General features: G+C 40.3%; 15 protein-coding genes. 4 read left to right on the forward strand and 11 right to left on the reverse strand.

Translation table 11 applies throughout. The features are described from left to right. Positions 1-134 precede the first annotated feature (134 nt). Positions 135-1,943: an arylsulfatase gene (locus P0077_RS01590; protein WP_276167433.1), complete on the forward strand. Its 1,809-nt coding sequence runs from the start codon at positions 135-137 to the stop codon at positions 1,941-1,943. Positions 1,944-2,044: 101 nt separating this feature from the next. On the opposite strand, the gene P0077_RS01595 is transcribed toward P0077_RS01590, so the two are convergent. The 5 genes from P0077_RS01595 to P0077_RS01615 form a co-directional block, all read right to left on the reverse strand. Next, positions 2,045-2,863, reverse strand: coding sequence for a sugar phosphate isomerase/epimerase family protein (locus P0077_RS01595; RefSeq protein WP_276167434.1), 819 nt, complete (start codon positions 2,861-2,863; stop codon positions 2,045-2,047). A 62-nt stretch (positions 2,864-2,925) separates the two neighbouring features. Then, the gene (locus tag P0077_RS01600; RefSeq protein WP_276167435.1) at positions 2,926-3,645 is read right to left on the reverse strand and encodes a gluconate 2-dehydrogenase subunit 3 family protein; all 720 of its coding nucleotides are present in this window, start codon (positions 3,643-3,645) and stop codon (positions 2,926-2,928) included. Between the two features lie 5 nt (positions 3,646-3,650). Then, entirely contained in the window at positions 3,651-5,369 is a 1,719-nt protein-coding gene (locus P0077_RS01605) for a GMC family oxidoreductase (protein WP_276167436.1), read from the reverse strand. 94 nt (positions 5,370-5,463) lie between these two features. Then, complete coding sequence (locus P0077_RS01610) at positions 5,464-7,575, reverse strand: thioredoxin domain-containing protein (RefSeq protein WP_276167437.1); 2,112 nt, start codon at positions 7,573-7,575, stop codon at positions 5,464-5,466. A 66-nt stretch (positions 7,576-7,641) separates the two neighbouring features. Further along, positions 7,642-9,030: a sialate O-acetylesterase gene (locus P0077_RS01615; protein ID WP_276167438.1), complete on the reverse strand. Its 1,389-nt coding sequence runs from the start codon at positions 9,028-9,030 to the stop codon at positions 7,642-7,644. Positions 9,031-9,151: 121 nt separating this feature from the next. On the opposite strand from P0077_RS01615, the gene P0077_RS01620 reads away from it, so the two are divergent. The 3 genes from P0077_RS01620 to P0077_RS01630 all read left to right on the forward strand — a co-directional run bounded on the left by P0077_RS01620 (position 9,152) and on the right by P0077_RS01630 (position 12,929). Continuing rightward, complete coding sequence (locus tag P0077_RS01620) at positions 9,152-10,525, forward strand: Gfo/Idh/MocA family protein (RefSeq protein ID WP_276167439.1); 1,374 nt, start codon at positions 9,152-9,154, stop codon at positions 10,523-10,525. Positions 10,526-10,729: 204 nt separating this feature from the next. Continuing rightward, complete coding sequence (gmd, locus tag P0077_RS01625; RefSeq protein WP_276167440.1) at positions 10,730-11,842, forward strand: GDP-mannose 4,6-dehydratase; 1,113 nt, start codon at positions 10,730-10,732, stop codon at positions 11,840-11,842. Between the two features lies 1 nt (position 11,843). After that, positions 11,844-12,929 (forward strand): GDP-L-fucose synthase family protein, encoded by a 1,086-nt coding sequence (locus tag P0077_RS01630; protein WP_276167441.1) that lies wholly within the window; start codon positions 11,844-11,846, stop codon positions 12,927-12,929. Positions 12,930-13,016: 87 nt separating this feature from the next. Here the strand turns inward: P0077_RS01630 and P0077_RS01635 are convergent, their stop codons facing one another. From P0077_RS01635 to P0077_RS01660, 6 genes are all read right to left on the reverse strand, one after another. Further along, positions 13,017-14,168 carry a Gfo/Idh/MocA family protein gene (locus P0077_RS01635; protein WP_276167442.1) on the reverse strand — a complete coding sequence of 384 codons (1,152 nt, stop codon included), beginning with the start codon at positions 14,166-14,168 and terminating at the stop codon, positions 13,017-13,019. 37 nt (positions 14,169-14,205) lie between these two features. Continuing rightward, positions 14,206-15,018, reverse strand: coding sequence for a sugar phosphate isomerase/epimerase family protein (locus tag P0077_RS01640; RefSeq protein ID WP_276167443.1), 813 nt, complete (start codon positions 15,016-15,018; stop codon positions 14,206-14,208). Between the two features lie 87 nt (positions 15,019-15,105). After that, positions 15,106-15,918, reverse strand: a complete 813-nt coding sequence (locus P0077_RS01645; protein ID WP_276167444.1) for an alpha/beta fold hydrolase — start codon at positions 15,916-15,918, stop codon at positions 15,106-15,108. Positions 15,919-15,941: 23 nt separating this feature from the next. Then, on the reverse strand, positions 15,942-16,970 hold the full coding sequence (locus P0077_RS01650) for a sugar phosphate isomerase/epimerase family protein (RefSeq protein WP_276167445.1): 1,029 nt from the start codon (positions 16,968-16,970) through the stop codon (positions 15,942-15,944). Positions 16,971-17,063: 93 nt separating this feature from the next. After that, complete coding sequence (locus tag P0077_RS01655; protein WP_276167446.1) at positions 17,064-18,275, reverse strand: class I mannose-6-phosphate isomerase; 1,212 nt, start codon at positions 18,273-18,275, stop codon at positions 17,064-17,066. After that, on the reverse strand, positions 18,256-19,362 hold the full coding sequence (locus P0077_RS01660) for an aldose 1-epimerase family protein (protein ID WP_276167447.1): 1,107 nt from the start codon (positions 19,360-19,362) through the stop codon (positions 18,256-18,258). Before P0077_RS01660 ends, P0077_RS01655 begins: the two co-directional genes overlap by 20 nt.

Here is a 19,362-nt window from a genome sequence, read left to right on the forward strand (position 1 = left end):
AGCCAATTTTATGTTTCATATCTTCACTACGTATTTTCTACATGTAGTCATATTAAATTACAAGGATTTATAACCAAGTTAGGGTCATTAAAGTTGAATTAAAAAAAATCGCATTATCCATTAAAGCAGATCAAATGAAATTTTTACCAACCATACCTTTACTAGGTTATCTTGTTCTTTCTATCTTTTTCTCTGCTTGCAAAAATAACGCTGAAAAACCTACGGACTCTAACGATGAAAGCCGTAATGATAAGCCGCCAAACGTTATCCTGATTGTAGCTGACGACCAAGGATGGGGAGACTTAAGCAGTAATGGAAACACCAATCTAAACACACCCAATATTGATGCCCTGGCCACCTATGGAGTTTCTTTTGAAAACTTTTATGTGCAACCTGTCTGCTCCCCTACCCGTGCTGAATTAATGACCGGCAGACATTTTCCCAGAACCGGTGTATATTCAACTTCTTCTGGAGGCGAGCGCATGAACTTTGATGAAATAACCATAGCTGAAATATTAAAGAGTTCAGGCTACAAGACCGCGGCTTATGGCAAATGGCATAATGGAATGCAACCTCCATACCACCCCAATTCACAGGGGTTTGACGATTTCTATGGATTTGCCTCCGGTCATTGGGGCAATTATTTCAGCCCTATGCTAGAGGAGAATGGTAAAATTGTTAAAGGTGACGGCTTCCTTGTTGATGACCTTACGGATCATGGTCTGGATTTCATCGAGAAAAACCGAGATAGGCCATTTTTTCTATACCTCCCATACAATACACCCCACAGTCCCATGCAAGTTCCAGATGAATATTGGAACCGGTTTGCCGACAAGAAATTAAATCTATTTTCTGATGATAAAGAGAATGAAAATATAGATTTTACAAAGGCTGCTTTGGCTATGGTAGAGAACATAGATTATAACGTAGGCCGTATAAGTGCCAAATTAAGGAAGCTTTACCTAGAGGATAATACCATCATAATTTACTTGTCCGATAATGGACCGAATAGTTCCCGGTGGAATGGTCACATGAAGGGTAAAAAAGGATCCACGGATGAAGGCGGGGTCCGAAGTCCTCTTTATATACAATGGACCAATGTTCTAAAACCCGGAAAAAAGATACCCGAAATTGCAAGTGCTATAGATATCCTTCCCACCGTAACTAGTTTAACAAACGCTACGTTAAAAACTACAAAACCATCTGACGGAAAAGACCTTTCACCTTTATTATTTGAGAACGAAATTGCGTGGAAAGACCGCTTTATCTATAATTTCTGGAATGGTAAAGTAAGCGTACGATCCCAAAAATATAGATTGGATAGTGAAAACCGTTTGTATGATATTTCAAAAGACAGAGGGCAAATTACAGATATTTCTTCTAGATTACCTGCAATAACAGACTCAATGAAACTAGCCAAAGAGAATTGGTTAGCGAAAATAAATCCAATTACTTCGGAAACTGACAGTCGGCCTTTTACACTTGGTGATCCGCATTACCAATTTACTCAGCTTCCCGTTCGCGATGCAGTAGCACATGGAAACGTTAAGCGAAGTAATCAACACCCGAACGATACTTTCTTTACGGATTGGAAGAGTTCCAAAGATTCAATTACTTGGGACGTTGAAGTACTTGCTGGCGGTCAGTTTGAAGTACAGATGTACTACACTTGCGCCAAAGAAAACGTGGGTTCTATAGTGGAACTTAGTATGGGTAATAGCAAAATAGCCACAAAAATTGTTGAGGCGCATGACCCACCTCTTAAGGGAGGTGAAAATGACCGTACACCTCGTATGGAATCATACGTCAAAGATTTCAGCCCCATTAAACTGGGGAATATTATTCTAAAAAAGGGTAAGGGAACCTTATTGTTAAAAGCCACCGAAATCCCTGGAAAAGAAGTGGCAGACGTACGCCTACTCATGTTTAAACGGGTGAATTGATATATGGACAGCAGCAAGTTTTTAGGGCAACTATAACCATAAAACAAAAGCCTTCAACTCGTTTGAGTTAAAGGCTTATGATCATCTTATTTGGAGAAATACTATTCTAGACTTTTTAAATACTCCAAACTTTTAGGCACTTGCTCAACAACACTAGAGGATTCATCCTCAATGAACATATACTCAATACCCAATTCTTTGGCTTCGGCAACAATACCGGCAATATCTACTTGACCTTTACCTAAAACAACATTGGTTTCATGATCTTCCTGTCCGGTATTATTTCCCTTTACGCCTTTCTCCATATCTTTTAGATGAAGTAAAGTAAATTTAGATTTGTATTTCTTCATTAGCGCCAATGGGTCTGCCCCACCGTGTTGTGCCCAAAACACATCTAGTTCAAAAGTATAATCTGTGGCATTTTTCACCATATAGTCGAACAAAGTTCCATCCTCATAAGGACGAAATTCATAACCATGTGGGTGATACGCCAAAGTAATACCGTTTTCCTTTAGTTGTTTGCCAGCTTTATTAAATACCTCTGAAGCATGTTGGGTTTCTTCAAGATCCCATTTATTATCATCGTGAGGCACCCATGCGCACATAACATACTTAGCGCCATAAGCTTTTGCATTTTCTATAACTTGTGGAACGTTATTTTCAAGGTCACCAAATTTGGCGCCAACACTCACCACATCTAGATTATTGGTTTTCAGCAACTTCTTAAATTCCTTTAGAGATAAGCCGTAAGTTTCTCCTCCCTCAATTTTAGTAATCCCCCAACCTTTAATGGTTTTCAGGGTTTCAGGCACATCTTCCTTAAACTGGTTTCGTAAACTATATAGTTGTAAACCTACTTCTTGTGCCGATAGCGATACCGTAAAAAGTGCCGCTGCGATAAAAACATTGATTTTTTTCATTCTCCTATGTATTAATTAAAACCGATAAGCCCTTAAATATTAAAGACCACCAAGCCAACATATTATGTCAACAAATTCCCCTCATCGTCCCATTCGGCGATAACGTCACGTTTACTTTGATCAACGCATTTTGCAATCCATTCTGGGTCGTATTCCACACCATGCTTCTTAAGCACGTCATCAGGAACACCATCCCAGATATTGGGTGAATTACCTTTATAGCCCAAATCGGCAATGCCTACTTTTGAAGTATAGTAACCGGTAACCACCAGATTCCGCATCAAGGCGAAAAACTGTATCTCCAATGGCTGGTCATCCAAAGGCACTTCCATATCCTGATTACAGATTTGGTCCAATATTTCTTTCTGCTGGTCCAAAGTAGCTCCTTTGAACTCAACACCGTAATCCGTATTCGATTTATGATCCAACCACATCAGTCCGCCCAAAAGAGTGTTCTGCATCTGTGGCATATCCTTACCTATAAATTCTATGAACTCGGGAACATCGGCCTCCAAAGGACCTCCATGCGGTTCTTTCGGCGGAAGGATGACCGTACTCAAAACGGCAATGGTATCCATCTCATGTTCGTTGAACAATTGCTCCGCGTTCAGTTTCTCTACACGCTCCAATTCCTTTGGCGTCCTTCCAAAATAATTGGTATTCTCGGCAACGGCTGTTTCCGTAGTTACGGGCTCCCCTCCTTCGGTCTTACATCCGTGAAAGGCGATGGCACTTGCTCCAGCACCCAATATCATAGTCTGTATACTCTTTCTTCTGTCCATCCCCATTAGATATTTTGTTGTTTCAACTGTTCAATAATATAATCCGATGCCCTCCATGACAAGGCCAAAATGGTCCAAGTACAGTTCTTGTCCGCTTGAGAAACGAAAGGTCCAGCATCTACGATAAATACATTATCAACATCGTGCAACTGGTTGAACTTGTTCGTTACCGAGGTCTTTGGGTCGTTGCCCATTCGCGTGGTACCCACTTCATGAATAATCTCGCCGGGAGCATGAAGACCATAGTCCTTATCCTTACCTGGTTTGTTTAGATAGATTCCGCCCATATTATGTGAGATTTCTTCAAAAGTATCCTGCATGTGCTTTGCTTGCTTCACTTCGATATCGGACCATTTATAGTTAAACTTCAGTACGGGAATACCGTAATCATCTACCGTGGTCGGGTCTATCTCGCAGTAGTTTTCCTTTACTGCCAGACCTTCTCCCCTACCACCGAAACCTACGATAGCCCCGTAATATCTCTTTACATCGTCACGTAACTTATCTCCATAACCACCAGTAGGCTGACCTACTAATTTGTTGAAGCTATCTTGGTCAAATCCAAATCCGTAATTAGGCTGTCCCATACCTCCCCAAACTTCTATGTGGTACCCTCTTGGGAAACCTAGACTTTTATTATCTCCCCACCATGGGCTGTAAACGTGCATACCGCCAACGCCGTCTTCGTTGTACGATACATCACGGTCCATAAGATCTGGCACAAAAGCCATACCACTACTTCCAGTAGAATCATGGAGATATTTACCAACAAGATCGCTGCTGTTTCCAAGTCCGTTAGGGTGTTGTTTACTTTTACTGTTTAAAAGAATTCGTGCGGAACTACAGGCCGAAGCAGCAAGTACTACTACCTTTGCTTTTAATTTATATTCTTTTCTGTCTTCTTTATTGATATAGGATACGCCCGTGGCCTTACCCTCTTCATTAGTGGTGACCTCACGAACCATTGCATTTACGAACAACTTAACCTGTCCGCCACTTTTCTGTGCAGGGAAGATCAAACAACTTCCCGAAGAGAAATCGGCATAGACCTGACAAGAACGGTTACACTGCCCACAGTAAAAACATACTCCACGATCGTTGTTGATACGTTTGGTAAGCATGGAAAGCCGACCTGGAATCACGGGAACACCTGATTTCTTGGCCCCTTTTATATAAAAAAGCTCGTGCAATCTTGGTTTTGGCGGAGGGAGGAAAAATCCATCAGGGTCGTTTTCACGGCCTTCATTGGTACCGAAAACACCGATCAGTTTATCGACCTTGTCGTAATATGGTTTTACATCTTCATAGCCGATAGGCCAATCTTCTCCATAGCCATCGCGGGTCTTTCCCTTAAAATCCAAAGGTCCGAAACGCAACGAAATTCTTCCCCAGTGGTTGGTACGGCCACCGAGCATTCGCGAACGCCACCATTTAAAGGTGGTGCCCTCAGCATGTGTATAGGGTTCTCCATCTACGCTCCAATCGCCATAGGACATGTCCCACTCACCAAAAGCACGCGTGGTTCCCGCTCCTCGGCGAGGAGAATCATAGGGGTTTTTTAATTGGGTCATTGTTTTGGGATCGGCCGGGTCAAAAAATGGACCTGCCTCTACAACGGCTACATTTAGACCGGCATCCGCCAACTGCTTTGTGGCCATACCGCCTCCTGCCCCCGAGCCGACAATAATCACGTCGAACTCTTCGGCACTCTCCTTAATCTGCATAAATTGTGTGGTTTTGTTAGTTTGTGTGCCCAATTTAAAAATAAAAAGTGTTATTCCACCACTTTTTTCTACGGCCGCTTTACATTTAACATTCTCAAAAGTTGTTCATTTGCCTTAAAGCCTCAGACACAGTTTTTACAGGTAATTTACAGGTTGTATTCTGACACACATAAATGAAAGTACCATTAGTCTCATACCGATCCTTAAAAAGAGGGGCGTCATTTTCTACAGTACTCCCCACCACCAATGCATTGGTTAAATGCATTTTATTTAAAGCGTTTACCAATATATTAGCATCATTACCTACTACGGCAATCTCAAAATATGGGTAAACATTATTCAACAAAAGAGCGTTCCATTTGGAATAACTAGATGCACTTTCCGTAATAGCCGGCACCATTGAGGATAACATCCGCTTTGACTTCTTTATGTAGTCCGTATTATATTCTAGGTGTCCCAATTGAAACAAGTTATGCGCCATAACCGCATTTGGGGAAGGCAGCACACCATCATCGGTTTTTATAATTTTTGCAATAAGATCGTTACCTTCATTATAGTGATACATTCCCGAAGCTTCATCTGCAAATTCAGAACCAACTACACTATTTAATTCCTTTGCAAAATCTAAATATTCTGTGTTTAAAGTAACTCCGTACAACCGCAAAGAAGCATCTATCATAAAGGCATAATCTTCAATAAAACCCTCCTTACGCTGACTTCCCTTTTTAAACGTATGAACCAGTTTTCCGTTTTGATACGAATTGGATTTTATAAAAGAAAAAACACTTTCTGCCTTTTCTAAAAATTGCTCTTGACCAAAAGCCTTATATGCCTCTACAAAACCGTTAATGAGTAATGCATTCCAAGATGTTATAATTTTATCATCACTTCTAGGGCGTACTCTTTTATTTCGTGCCTCTAACAGTTTTTTATTCCATTCCCCCTTTATAAAATTCAACTTACTCTGCTCAAGATTATGCTCTTTTATGAACTGGGCATCATCAATCTTTCTATGTAAAACATAATTACCATGCTCCCAAATAGCATCTTTTTTAATAGTGTAATATGCCGAAAAAAGCTCAAAGCCATCGCCTAAAACCGACTTTAATTCCTCTTCTTTCCACACATAAAATTTTCCTTCTTCTCCCTCACTGTCCGCATCTAACGCTGCATGGTATCCTCCATTTTCATCCAACATTTCCCTGTCAAGAAAATCTATAGTTTCTAATACTACATTTTTTAAGACATCATCTTTAAAAATGGTATAGGCTTTTGAGTACAGACTTAAAACTTGCGCATTGTCATAAAGCATTTTTTCAAAATGCGGTACTTTCCAAACGTCATCAGTGCTATAGCGATAAAAACCACCTCCAATCTGATCATATATGCCTCCTAAAGCCATTTTATCCAGTGTTTTCCTAACTTGCCTTTTGGCATCATCGTCTTTTGTTAAATCGGCATAATCCAATAAAAAACTAAGATTAGAAGGAATTATAAATTTTTGAACTCCCTTTTCGCCACCTTCATTCAAATCCCAATTCGCCTTCCAATTATCAACACTGGTTTTTACCGCATCTTTGGTCAAGGATTTAAAATCTTTTGCAGGTTCTATAAGATTGGCCTCTGCAATACCGGCAGCAACCATATCCGAGTATTCTTCTGCTTTTTTGGGGTCCTTCTTATAGAGTTCACTTATTTTGGTCAAAACCTGGGTCCATTGATCTTTAGTATGATAAGTACCGCCATAAAGCGGCTTTCCGTTTGGCAAGGTGATAACGTTTAAAGGCCAACCTCCATTACCTGAAATCAGTTGCAGTGCCGTCATGTAAATCTGATCTACATCCGGTCTTTCTTCGCGGTCTACCTTAATATTTATAAAGTTTTCGTTCATAACCTTTGCCACTTCTTCGTTCTCAAAAGTTTCTTCTTCCATGACATGGCACCAGTGACACGATGAATAGCCGATACTTACCAAAACCAATTTGTTTTCCTTTTTGGCATCTTCCAGCGCTTCTTGGCTCCACGCTCTCCAATTCACAGGATTATGGGCGTGTTGCAACAAATACGGACTCGTTTCGTCCACTAGGGCATTTGTGTATTTATGCTCTGTTGCTTCTGGCTTCTTTTTTTCCCCATTACAGGAAAGCATACACAGAATAACAAGGAATGAAAAGCCATGCAGAAACTTTGAAAAACTTAAAATCATAGTACTATTATTATCCCACGAAATTACAATAATACCGTGCATTAAAATTTGGAAAAAGCAGAGCGTTTATTCACTTATAAAAGCCGAAGCCGGTAAACCCGCCGCATTATAAAGATTTGGCTCAGCAACGTTATCCCATGCAAACCTTACTTTTAAGGGCGCTTTCACCTCTTTGGAAGTCAAAATAACCTTATTCTCTTTAATTTTCGCTTTCGCGGGGTGAAACACCCCATTTGCCCCCGCAATTTCAAAATAAGTTTCTTTTTTATCCGTAAACATGAGTCCATCTGCGTGGTCAAAAATCACTTCAATCTTTTTCCATTGCAGGTTTACTTCCTTAAAAAGGGGGCCATATACCTCTCCTTCATAACTTTCATAGGTTTCTTTGAGCGCTAAATTTGCCAGACGAAGACCAACATCTTGTTTGTTAGTAGGGTGAATATCATCAATCGTAGCTATGTCACTGACAACTACCATTCCTGAATTGGGTATGGTTTGCATCACTCGTCTCTGTACATCTCTGATTAAAACCCCTTGTTCCGGCTCCTTATAGTTGAAAGGTGCGATCTGTACATAATAAAAGGGGAATTGGGAGTCCCACGCATTTCGCCAAGAATGTATCATTTCCGAAAAAAGTTTGCCGTACATATTGGCTCTTCCCCTATTAGATTCTCCCTGGTACCAGATGGTTCCCGCTATTTTAAAAGGAGTTATGGCATGTACCATTCCATTGTAAACTTGCGAAGGAGAAACGGGGCTCCACGGAGTTTCTTCAAGGCCCTCCGCGGAAAGCCTTAAATCCTCATGGGTATCAAAAACCGATTTTGGTGTCCATACCTCAGCAGGAGAACCGCCCCATGCGTTATCTATTAGACCAATGGGGACATCTAGTTCGCCTTGTAACCTCCTTGCAAAAAAGTAGGCGACGGCACTAAAATCCTTCATCGTTTCCGGAGTACACACCACCCAAGACCCAGGAATATTTTCCTGTGGAAAATCTGAAGTACGTCTGGGCACCGTAAAAAACCGAATATTGGGATAGTTCGCATTTTCTATTTCTTCTTCGGCATTATCAATACCCTTGTTGGTTGTTGCACTCCATTCCATATTTGACTGTCCCGATGCCAACCAGACTTCACCTAACATCACATTTTTAAGTGCAATCTCATTCTCATTTCCCTTAAAACTAATTTTATATGGTCCGCCAGCACCTGGCGTGTCAATCTCAAGTTTCCATTTGGCATCAATCGTTGTTTTTACCGTATACTCTTTGTTATCCCAACTTGTAAGAATCTTTACTTCCTCACCGGTATTTCCCCATCCCCAAAACAAAACTTTTTCGTTGCGCTGTATAACCATATTATCGGAAAATATATTGGGAAGCACAATCTTTGCCCATATCGATTGGCATGACAACATCAGTAAAAAAGCGATAATAAAAAACCTAAATTTCATAAAATTGGATATTAGTTTGATCAAGTTTTAAATATACTATTTTCTTAAAGTACCCCAAGGCAATAGTGTAAATTGTAATGATTTAAATATCTTTAGAAAGCAAACTTAACATACACGGCAAATGCATACAAAACAGAGTTCATTAAGCAGGCGAAATTTTATAAAAGGTACTTCTAGCCTAATGGCACTATCTACCTTTGGTGTTTATGGATTGGATTTTGAAAATAGGGAAAAACCTATCAGAGTGGGCCTTATAGGAACGGGATGGTATGGCAAAAGCGACCTTTTTCGGCTGATGCAAGTCACAAATGTTGAAGTAATTTCCCTCTGCGATGTTGACCGACATATGCTGGAAGAAGCGGGCAAATTGGTTGCACTTCGTCAAAAATCAAAAAAATCTCCCCGTCTGTACTCCGACTATAGAAAGATGCTTGCCGAAAAGGATTTGGATATTGTTCTTGTAGGAAGCCCGGACCATTGGCATGCATTGCAAGGTATAGAGGTATTGAAATCCGGAGCTCACCTCTATCTTCAAAAACCCATAAGTGTAGATGTCATGGAGGGTGAAGCCTTAGTTGCTGCAGCAAACAAATATGGAAAGGTCGTTCAAGTAGGCACTCAAAGAAAGAGCACACCCCACTTGGTTGAGGCCAAAAAGAATATTGTAGACGCCGGTCTGTTGGGTAAAATTTCTCATATAGAAATTTGTTGTTATTACCATATGCGCGCCAATGGTAATCCGCCCGTAGTACCGGTACCAGATTTTTTTGATTATGATATGTGGACGGGGCCAGCTCCATTAAGACCTTTTGATGGATTGCCACATAGACGATGGTGGCGTACTTTTATGGAATATGGCAATGGTATAACGGGTGATATGTGTGTACATATGCTAGATACCGTACGGTGGATGTTGGGTTTAGGCTGGCCAAAGAAAATAAGTGCTACCGGTGGCATCTATGTACAAAAAGAAGGGAAGTCCAATATAGCCGATACACAGACCGCTGTTTTTGAATTTGATGAGCTTGATTGTATTTGGAACCATAGGTCTTGGGGAACACCTGCGGACCCGGAATATCCTTGGTCCTTTAAACTCTATGGAGAAAACGGAACACTCTCCGGAGATGTTAAAAAGTATGATTTTGTACCGCACGGAGATGGAAAAAAAATACATGGCGATGTACTCTACGAAAGAGAAAAATACCCTGAGGACCTAACCGAAAAGGATATTGAATTACACGCAGCTCCGGCTACGAGGGCCCATATGCTAGATTTCTTATCTGCAATTGAAAACAAAACCAAACCTATAGCGAACATACAGGAAGCACATATTTCCACTGCTAGCTGTATCCTGGCCAATATGGCTATGGAACTTAACAGACCTTTGGTCTATGACCAAAAACAGCTAATTGTAGTGAATGATCCGGAAGCTACCAAGCTTTTACAGCGTGGTTATAGAGAAGGTTGGGAGCATCCGCACCCCGCGATGTTTTGAAGAATTAGTTCTTAAAAGACCTGAAAACAACATTTATTTCATTTTTTTTCATAAAATGATGCTCATAATAAGACATTCTTAATCTACAACGCATACAATCATAATATCCTCATTTCTAAATAATTTTGACGTTCATTTTACTCTTGTAAGAATATAATTCGACATCTTTGTCGCTGTAAATAAAAACCATTAGAACTCAACATTATGAAAAAATGTTTGATTACAGGAATTACCGGACAAGATGGAGCATACTTGGCGGAATTTTTATTAAAGAAAGGATATCAAGTTCACGGACTAAAAAGAAGATCTTCTCTTTTTAATACCGATAGAATTGACCACCTATACCAAGATCCACATGTTGAAGGCAGAAATCTGCATCTTCACTACGGTGATATGACGGATAGTACCAACCTTATCCGTTTGATACAAGAAATTCAACCGGACGAAATTTATAACTTGGCGGCAATGAGCCACGTTGCGGTTTCTTTTGAAACTCCAGAATACACTGCCAATGCAGATGGAATAGGTACTTTGCGTATCCTAGATGCCGTACGTCTTTTGGGATTAGAGAAAAAAACAAGAATATATCAAGCTTCAACTTCTGAGCTATACGGTAAGGTACAGGAAGTACCACAATCGGAAACCACTCCGTTCTACCCTCGTAGCCCTTATGCTGTTGCTAAAATGTATGCCTATTGGATTACAGTCAATTACCGTGAAGCTTATGGAATGTACGCTTGTAATGGTATACTTTTTAACCATGAATCTCCTATTCGCGGGGAAACTTTTGTAACCCGTAAGATTACGAGAGCCGCTTCCAGAATTGCATTAGGCCTTCAAGACAAGGTATACTTAGGTAACCTTGATGCCAAAAGGGATTGGGGCCATGCTAAAGATTATGTAAGAATGATGTGGATGATTCTTCAGGCCGATGAAGCTGAAGATTGGGTAATTGCTACTGGTAAAACTACTACTGTTCGTGACTTCGTAAAAATGAGTTTTGCTCAAGCAGGAATAGAAGTTGAGTTCAAAGGTGAGGGTGTTGATGAAATAGGAACCGTGGTTTCTTGCAGCAACCCTGACTATCAGGTAGAAATAGGAAAAGAAATCGTTGCCGTAGACCCAAGATACTTTAGACCTACGGAAGTTGATTTGCTTATTGGAGACCCAAGCAAAGCAAACAACAAATTAGGATGGACGCCTAAGTACGATTTAAATGACTTAGTTGAAGATATGATGAAGAGCGATTTAAAATTGATGAAGAAAGACACCTATCTTAAAGATGGTGGCTATCGTATCATGAACTATTTTGAATAGCATGAACAAAGACGCAAAAATTTATATTGCAGGTCACAGAGGTCTTGTTGGTAGCGCCATTCTAAAAAAGTTAAAAGCAGACGGTTTTTCTAATTTTGTTTTGAAAACCCATGCGGAGCTTGATTTGACGGACGCCAATGCAGTGGCTTCATTTTTTGCCGACGAAAAACCAGAATATGTTTTTCTTGCAGCGGCAAAAGTGGGCGGTATTGTCGCCAACAATACATATAGGGCAGATTTTATTTATGCCAACCTTATGATTCAGAACAACGTTGTTCACCACAGTTATTTGAACAAAGTAAAAAAGCTTTTGTTTTTAGGCAGCACATGTATTTATCCTAAGGAGTGTCCTCAACCCATGAAAGAAGATTATCTTCTTACGGATACTTTGGAATATACGAACGAACCTTATGCCATTGCTAAGATTGCAGGTATTAAATTATGCGAAAGCTATAATTTACAATACGGAACAAATTTTATTTCCGTAATGCCCACTAATCTTTATGGTCCAAATGATAATTTCGATTTAGAGAAGTCGCACGTACTGCCTGCTTTAATTAGAAAAATGCATTTAGGAAAAGCGCTAGAAGCCCAAGATTGGGACCACGTTCGAAAAGATTTGAATGAGCGCCCGATTGAAGGTGTTGACGGCAACGCCAGCGAATCGGTTATCTATGCAATTCTTGAGAAATACGGTGTTAAAAAGGCCGATAACGGGATCAGTGTAGAGATATGGGGTAGCGGAAAGCCCATGCGTGAATTTCTTTGGTCAGAAGACATGGCCGATGCATGTATTTTCATCATGAAAAGTAGAAATTTTGAAGACACCTATGCTTCGGGAGAGAAAGAAATCAGAAATACCCATATCAATATTGGTACAGGTAAAGATCTTTCAATTCGTGAACTAGCTGAGTCGATTAAAGACATGGTCGGTTTTGAAGGTTCTTTAAATTTCAATGCTGATAAACCAGATGGAACGATGAAGAAATTGACGGATGTCTCTAAACTTCACGGGCTAGGTTGGAAACACAGTATAGACCTTCAAGAAGGTATTGAGAAAATGTATAGCTGGTATCGTTCTGAATAGATACTGAAAAGCATACTTATATTAAAATCCCGCTAAACAAGTAGTTTAGCGGGATTCTTTATTGTAAAAAGGACAGGTTGTAAATTTTTAAACCAAACCTGTATCTTTCCAGCTTTTGGAATTAGCCGAATTAATGACCGCTTCGCACACTTTTTGTGTCATTAAAGCATTTTCAAAGGATGGCTCACAAGGTTCTCCTGTCTCTAGACTTTTTAGGAAATCTGCTACTTGATGAACAAACGAATGCTCATACCCAATAGATGTTCCTGGTATCCACCATTTATCCATATACGGTTGGTCACTATCCGTAATCAAAATTCTTTTCCAACCTCTTACTATAGCATCGTCTGCATGATCATACATTTCAAGATAGTTCATATCATGTAAATCCCATCGTAAAGAAGCGTGTTCCCCATTTATCTCTAGTGTATTTAACGCTTTATGACCCCGTGCGTATCGTGTTGCTTCAAAAAGTCCAAGAGCACCGTTTTCAAAATGACAATGAAAAATACAGGCATCATCAATCGTTACTTTTTTGACTTCGCCCGTTCCTTGGTGCACACGTTCTTTAATAAAAGTTTCCGTTACGGCAGATACATCTTTAATTGCTCCGTTCAACCACATAGCACTGTCTATACAATGCGCCAAGAGATCGCCCGTCACCCCTGAACCTGCCGCTTCTGCGTCTAAACGCCATAAAGCTTCACCTCCTTGCGGCAGTTCTGGATTAATGGTCCAGTCTTGCAAGAAGTTGGCCCTGTAATGGAATATCTTTCCCAACTTGCCCGAATCTACAATTTGCTTGGCTAAAGTTACAGCAGGTACACGTCGGTAATTATAAAAAACCGTATTCGCTACACCGGCTTTTTTAATAGCATCTACCATTGGTTGTGCTTCAGCAACTGTACGGGCCAAAGGTTTTTCACAAAGAACCATTTTACCAGCCTCGGCTGCAGCAATAGCAATATCCGCATGCATATGGTTGGGTGTGCATATATCAACAGCATCTATATCATCTCTGGCAATTACCGCTTTCCAATCGGTTTCATAAGATTCAAAACCCCATTGCTCGGCAAAAGCCTTTACCTTTTCCTCAGTTCGGGCACACACCGTTTTTAAGACCGGCCGATATTCCAGTTCAGGAAAAAAATCACCACTACGCTTATACCCGTTGGTGTGCGTTCTCGCCATTAAACCTGTACCTATCAATCCTATTCGGAGTTCTTTTGTGTGTGCCATCTCAATCAATTTTAATATTTAAAAATGTTCTAACTATTTATATTAAGGGTCTCAATACTTCTTCTATATAGATTCCATCTTGAAAAGTAATTCCGTCCGGATCAGTAATTGCAGCATCACATTCATCTTCCACAATTATCCAACCTTCAAAATCGGTTTCCTTTAAATACGATGTTATACCTTTAAAATCAATAACTCCATCGCCCATTGCAGCCCATTTACCATTATCGTACATGTCTTTATAATGCACGCAGTTCACCAATTCCCGGTACTGTTTTATAATAGGTAATGGATCCATACCGCCTTTGGCCATATGCCCAACATCCGGCGTGTATTTTATTACATTACTATCCAGGCCGTTCAACAAAATTTTATAGTCCTCCTCGGTTCTGTATATAGAACCCATGGGAGAGTTAGGGTGATATGAGCATATCACTCCTTCACCAGCGGCCCTTGCGGCAATTTCATTTACGCAGGTCAATAGATTCTGTTGCCTTTCCTTTAAATGCTCACGATCTTGTCCTGGCATTTGCACCAGCAATAATATTGCTTCAGGAAAATGCTTCATAAATTCGATCCATTGATCGGCATTTCTTTTCTCCGCATCAGTTTCCTTTGGATTTCTCCAATCTTCGACATGACACAGGACGGACAATTCAATATTATTTTTATCCAAAGTCTCCTTGAAAACTTTGGGATCTGTAAACCCGTTCATAAAACCAGTATCAGGCTCAATACCTTTAAATCCTGCTTTAGAGGTTACTTCTATTATATGATCTAATTTGTTTTTATATTTTTCACCGGACATTGCCCAGGTATAGGTCTCGCAACCAATTTTTATTTTTGACATTGTAATATTATTTTTTATTAGGATTGGATGAGTCATATACTCCAAAACGATACGAATTATTTACATACGTTCTGAACATAACCTGACTTAATAGTTGGCTTTTAACCAATTCAATACCCTTGGGTTAAAATCATTTAATTTCTCCCAATGGAAAGCGTGACCTGCATTATCGTACAGGTGAAGCTCATTGTTTGGAATGCCATTGGCTACCTCACGCACCATCCATTCCGGCACGAACATATCCTGCTTACCTCCTATAACCAGTGTTGGTGATTTTATTCCCGACAACCGATCAACCACATTATGATTGATACAGGCTTCAGCTTGAGCTTCCAGTCCGTGTAATGGTTGCTGAATAGCTTCTAAAGCCGCACCTTTCTGTCCTTCCAATAACCCTGCATATTCTGCATCATCATCAAACGTAGATTTGTCAAAAATGAGCAATTGCATAAAATGTGCAAACTGCTCCGGTCTTAGATGTGCCTTAATATGTGTAATATGCCTAAAAATAGCTTCTCCTTTTTTATCGCAACTTGCCCATGGACACATAGCCACCATAGCGGAAACCTTTTCTGGGTACCTAATGGCCATTTGCAAAGCAATTGAACCTCCCATAGAAACACCGACTACCGCTGCATTTGATATATGTAATGCATCTAACAATGCTGCACTATCATCGGCCATCTGAGCGGTTGTATAAGGACCTTCTGGTTTGTCCGATAAACCAACTCCTCGGTTATCAAAAAGTATGCAGTAATATTCTTTTTCCCAATACGAAACGTGTTTTTCCCATACTGCACTAGCAGCGGTAATTCCCATTATTAACAAGAGAGGTTTTCCATCAACTGGACCTCTAGTTTCGTAGTATACTTGTATTCCGTTAACTGTAACAAATGACATAGTCTTCTCTTTTTATTTGTTAGTTAACTCCATCCATGTAATGTACGCACCTCAATAAGGGTTGCTAAAATATCGTTCCAAGTCTGTTGTTTCAACATCACATCATTGTCAAACATGCACCCATCCCAACAAATATGTTTAAAGGCTTTGGTCAACTCTCCATTTCCATCACGCAACCAATAGCCTGCGTCCTTCGCAACATCTAATTTACCGTTTGGATCCGTAGCCAAGCAATGGCGTCCGGTCTTATCATGAGATCCCGTTCCGTGTACCGTTCCATCATTTTGAGCAACGTGGAAATCTATAGTCCATGGTCGTAAAGCGTCGGTAACTGTTTTGAGACCGGCTTCCAAAGTTTTACGATCTGACCAATCAAAATTTTCAGGTAAAATTCTATGTTCAGGCGCGTTATACCCCAATAAATACAATAAGGTGTGGGACATATCTGCCTGAAAACCAATATTAGGTCTGTCTACAGCTTCCAAAGTTTCTACCATGACTTTCCAACTATGCATTCCTGCCCAGCAAATCTCACCTTCCGCAGCTAATTTTTCGTCATAGTCAGCAGCTACATCACAGGCTTCCTGAAATGTTTTGGTAATTATTTTGGTACTATTTACCGGGTCTTTGTACCAAGCATCCGGTCCTGAAGCAGAATCAATTCTAATAACCCCGTATTGCCGTACGCCATGTTCCCTAAATATTTTACCAAAATGACATGCACGTTGTACCATTGCCACAAAAGTCTTTCGGTCTTCATCCGAACCTAAGGTTGGGCCTCCCCATATGGGAGCTACCATGGTTCCAATATTTAGATCATAACCGGCAACCTTATCGGCCAATCTTTTTATGTCATCATCAGAACTATGAATATCAACATGTGGATCAAATAACCCAATATCTATTCCGTCAAACTTAACGCCATCTACCTCTGCGTCAGCAGTCATTTTAAGCATCTGATCAAATGAAATAGGTGGCTCTGAATCTGGTCCTTTACCAACAATACCAGGCCAAGAGGCATTGTGGAGTTTTGGAAAAGTGTTGTCTTTCATACTTCTGTACTTTTAAATTAAACGTATCTGTTTTCTAAATTTAGCGCATCTTTATAAACGTAAAAAATACACTTGCTCTAAAATACGGTTTATTTATAATTTAAGGTCAGGATTTTTAGGTCCAAAGTGTTTTAGCATTACAATAGGGTCCGTTTTACTATGATTTACGATAGTAACACCTTCTTTTGCAGCTTTTTCGGATACGAAATATTCGTCATGAGTTAATTGTCCATATCTTATAAGTGATGGAGTTTCAATATCCCAAACGCCCATTTTACCATGCCCCTGCATCATAATCATTCCGTAGCATGCACTATCTTTTATAGTTACTGTCTGGCCTGGCAACACGGTTAATTCTTTGGCACTGAACGCATCCGAACGATAACAGATCCATTTATCAACATACCCTTCAGCTTCCATTTCTTCTAGCGGTTTTACGGGAATAGGTCTCATAAAACGGGTTTCTAGCATATTTGGATCCGTATTCAATTCCCAGTCTATTACCTCCATCAATTGGTCAAAATCTCCCATTCGGTCTTCTGGTGTTCCGTTCCACAACAGTTCCTCAGGAATAATAGCTTCGTTTACCAAAGACTGGTACATTGCAAATACATCAGATGCCTTTTGTGGCTCGTAGGTACACATACTGCCTGGCGCATGAAGCATTCCTGGTGGCACATCCCAACCCGTTCCCGGTTCCAATCTAAAAGCCGAGGAAAAGTTGGTTATCTTATTATCGCCTTTTGTAAAATTCTTTAGGCATTCTTTAATCTCTTCTTTAGTTGTACCCGGAGTTATCCCGAAAAACGTATAAGGGAAATCACCACCATGGTTATTTACTTGAGGTGGAAAATAATAGGCTTCCGGCTTTCCTTTTTGACCAATTTTAGCAGCATGCTCATCATTATGGTGAATGTGATGTGGCAACGGCCCCATGTTATCAAAAAACTTGGAATACATAGGCCAGCTTTGGTATTCATCCCATAGACGGTCACCAATAACCTCACCCTTTAATTCGTCAATAACATCTTTTAAAAGAATCTGGACTTCTTTACCATCTTCTTCAAAAACAACTGGACTTAAACCTTCGTTTTCTCCGGTTAACGGCCCGTTTTCTGCAGGTGTCGTTGAAGAAAACCAACGTTCATCTATTCCTCCACGCTCTCCCCCTAGCACATAATAATCATCTGGGTGTAATTTTATTCTTCTACCCGGAACACAAAAAGAACGCGGTACCCATGTTGGTGCCAAACGTAAAATTCCTTGTCCTTGTTCCAAAGCCTTTTTAGCCGATGAATTTGCCATAGTATTCTATATTTATTTTATAAAAAGATGTTATAAATGATTTTATTTTTTCTGGTGATAGCACTTCTAATTCTAGGATATAGCTCCTACTTTCGTTGGGAGACAAAAAAATAAGACTATTTTCTTCCCTTGCCTTTTTCTGGCCTATAGGCGGATTGGTCGCTGGCTCCAAGGCCGCTACGTATTCATTTTTGCCCCAATGTTGCCAATTGACCAACCAAGGCAATTGCTTTTTAGGAAACTGGAGCTTTACCGCCAAGTTCAGCTTTTCATTGTAAACTCCACATTCACAATTTCCGGAAGCATCAGCTTCTACATCAATAAAAGCGACATCCTCTCCTGTGCCCGAATGTGCATCCATGGGTGCCGGGCACTTACGAAAATTACTGCCCTCTTTGAATATTTTTTGTTCTGAATCCGGTGTTGGAGATTTCCAATCTCCTTTCCAAAGTAAATCGGTTCCCTCATCTATCAAAGGCCAACCAAAATTTACATGATACAAAAGCATGTGCGGCGCCACTTGATTACCTCGGTTCACAACCTCATCCCGTATCGTTATTTTTGCTTCTCCCAATGTGCCGGAAATAGTTCTTTTTAATTCCAAATTTGGTCCAAAAACCTGAGTCTCTCGAATGATTCCCGTGATACTCATATCCATTTTTCCCACAACTGGATCTGGTTGAACAATGGATACTATTTCTGCAGGGGTATTGCTGATAAGGCCATGAAGCCCTCTTTTTCCATTTTCATCGTCTTCCGGTCCTCCCACGTGAGACAACCCACAGGTGGTTAAAAGTCCCCCTCCAAAATTGCGTATCCACCCCATTCCTTTATCAGAAAACCGATCGGCAGGAACAACACCCGTCTGACTTAACCACGCCAAACTATGCGCATGGTAAAAAGCATCAGCAATATCCATTGCTCGATCTATGACCACCTTATACCTAAGACCTGTTCCCGTATTTATCCATGCAATGCGTGTACCACGACCTAACCCATTATCCAGGACAGAGATTTCAATACCGCCAACCTGAGCGGCATTGCCAATCTTATCTTTTCCCCTATGTATTTCATTTTCAATAGACAT

The sequence above is a fragment of the Zobellia alginiliquefaciens genome (genome assembly GCF_029323795.1).
Taxonomy (GTDB): domain Bacteria; phylum Bacteroidota; class Bacteroidia; order Flavobacteriales; family Flavobacteriaceae; genus Zobellia; species Zobellia alginiliquefaciens.

Bases quoted from the DNA above. Each gene is read 5' to 3' on its own strand.
- P0077_RS01590 (WP_276167433.1), top strand. From the start codon at position 135: ATGAAATTTTTACCAACCATACCTTTACTAGGTTATCTTGTTCTTTCT.
- P0077_RS01595 (WP_276167434.1), bottom strand. From the start codon at position 2,863: ATGAAAAAAATCAATGTTTTTATCGCAGCGGCACTTTTTACGGTATCG.
- P0077_RS01600 (WP_276167435.1), bottom strand. From the start codon at position 3,645: ATGGACAGAAGAAAGAGTATACAGACTATGATATTGGGTGCTGGAGCA.
- P0077_RS01605 (WP_276167436.1), bottom strand. From the start codon at position 5,369: ATGCAGATTAAGGAGAGTGCCGAAGAGTTCGACGTGATTATTGTCGGC.
- P0077_RS01610 (WP_276167437.1), bottom strand. From the start codon at position 7,575: ATGATTTTAAGTTTTTCAAAGTTTCTGCATGGCTTTTCATTCCTTGTT.
- P0077_RS01615 (WP_276167438.1), bottom strand. From the start codon at position 9,030: ATGAAATTTAGGTTTTTTATTATCGCTTTTTTACTGATGTTGTCATGC.
- P0077_RS01620 (WP_276167439.1), top strand. From the start codon at position 9,152: ATGCATACAAAACAGAGTTCATTAAGCAGGCGAAATTTTATAAAAGGT.
- gmd (WP_276167440.1), top strand. From the start codon at position 10,730: ATGAAAAAATGTTTGATTACAGGAATTACCGGACAAGATGGAGCATAC.
- P0077_RS01630 (WP_276167441.1), top strand. From the start codon at position 11,844: ATGAACAAAGACGCAAAAATTTATATTGCAGGTCACAGAGGTCTTGTT.
- P0077_RS01635 (WP_276167442.1), bottom strand. From the start codon at position 14,168: ATGGCACACACAAAAGAACTCCGAATAGGATTGATAGGTACAGGTTTA.
- P0077_RS01640 (WP_276167443.1), bottom strand. From the start codon at position 15,018: ATGTCAAAAATAAAAATTGGTTGCGAGACCTATACCTGGGCAATGTCC.
- P0077_RS01645 (WP_276167444.1), bottom strand. From the start codon at position 15,918: ATGTCATTTGTTACAGTTAACGGAATACAAGTATACTACGAAACTAGA.
- P0077_RS01650 (WP_276167445.1), bottom strand. From the start codon at position 16,970: ATGAAAGACAACACTTTTCCAAAACTCCACAATGCCTCTTGGCCTGGT.
- P0077_RS01655 (WP_276167446.1), bottom strand. From the start codon at position 18,275: ATGGCAAATTCATCGGCTAAAAAGGCTTTGGAACAAGGACAAGGAATT.
- P0077_RS01660 (WP_276167447.1), bottom strand. From the start codon at position 19,362: ATGTCTATTGAAAATGAAATACATAGGGGAAAAGATAAGATTGGCAAT.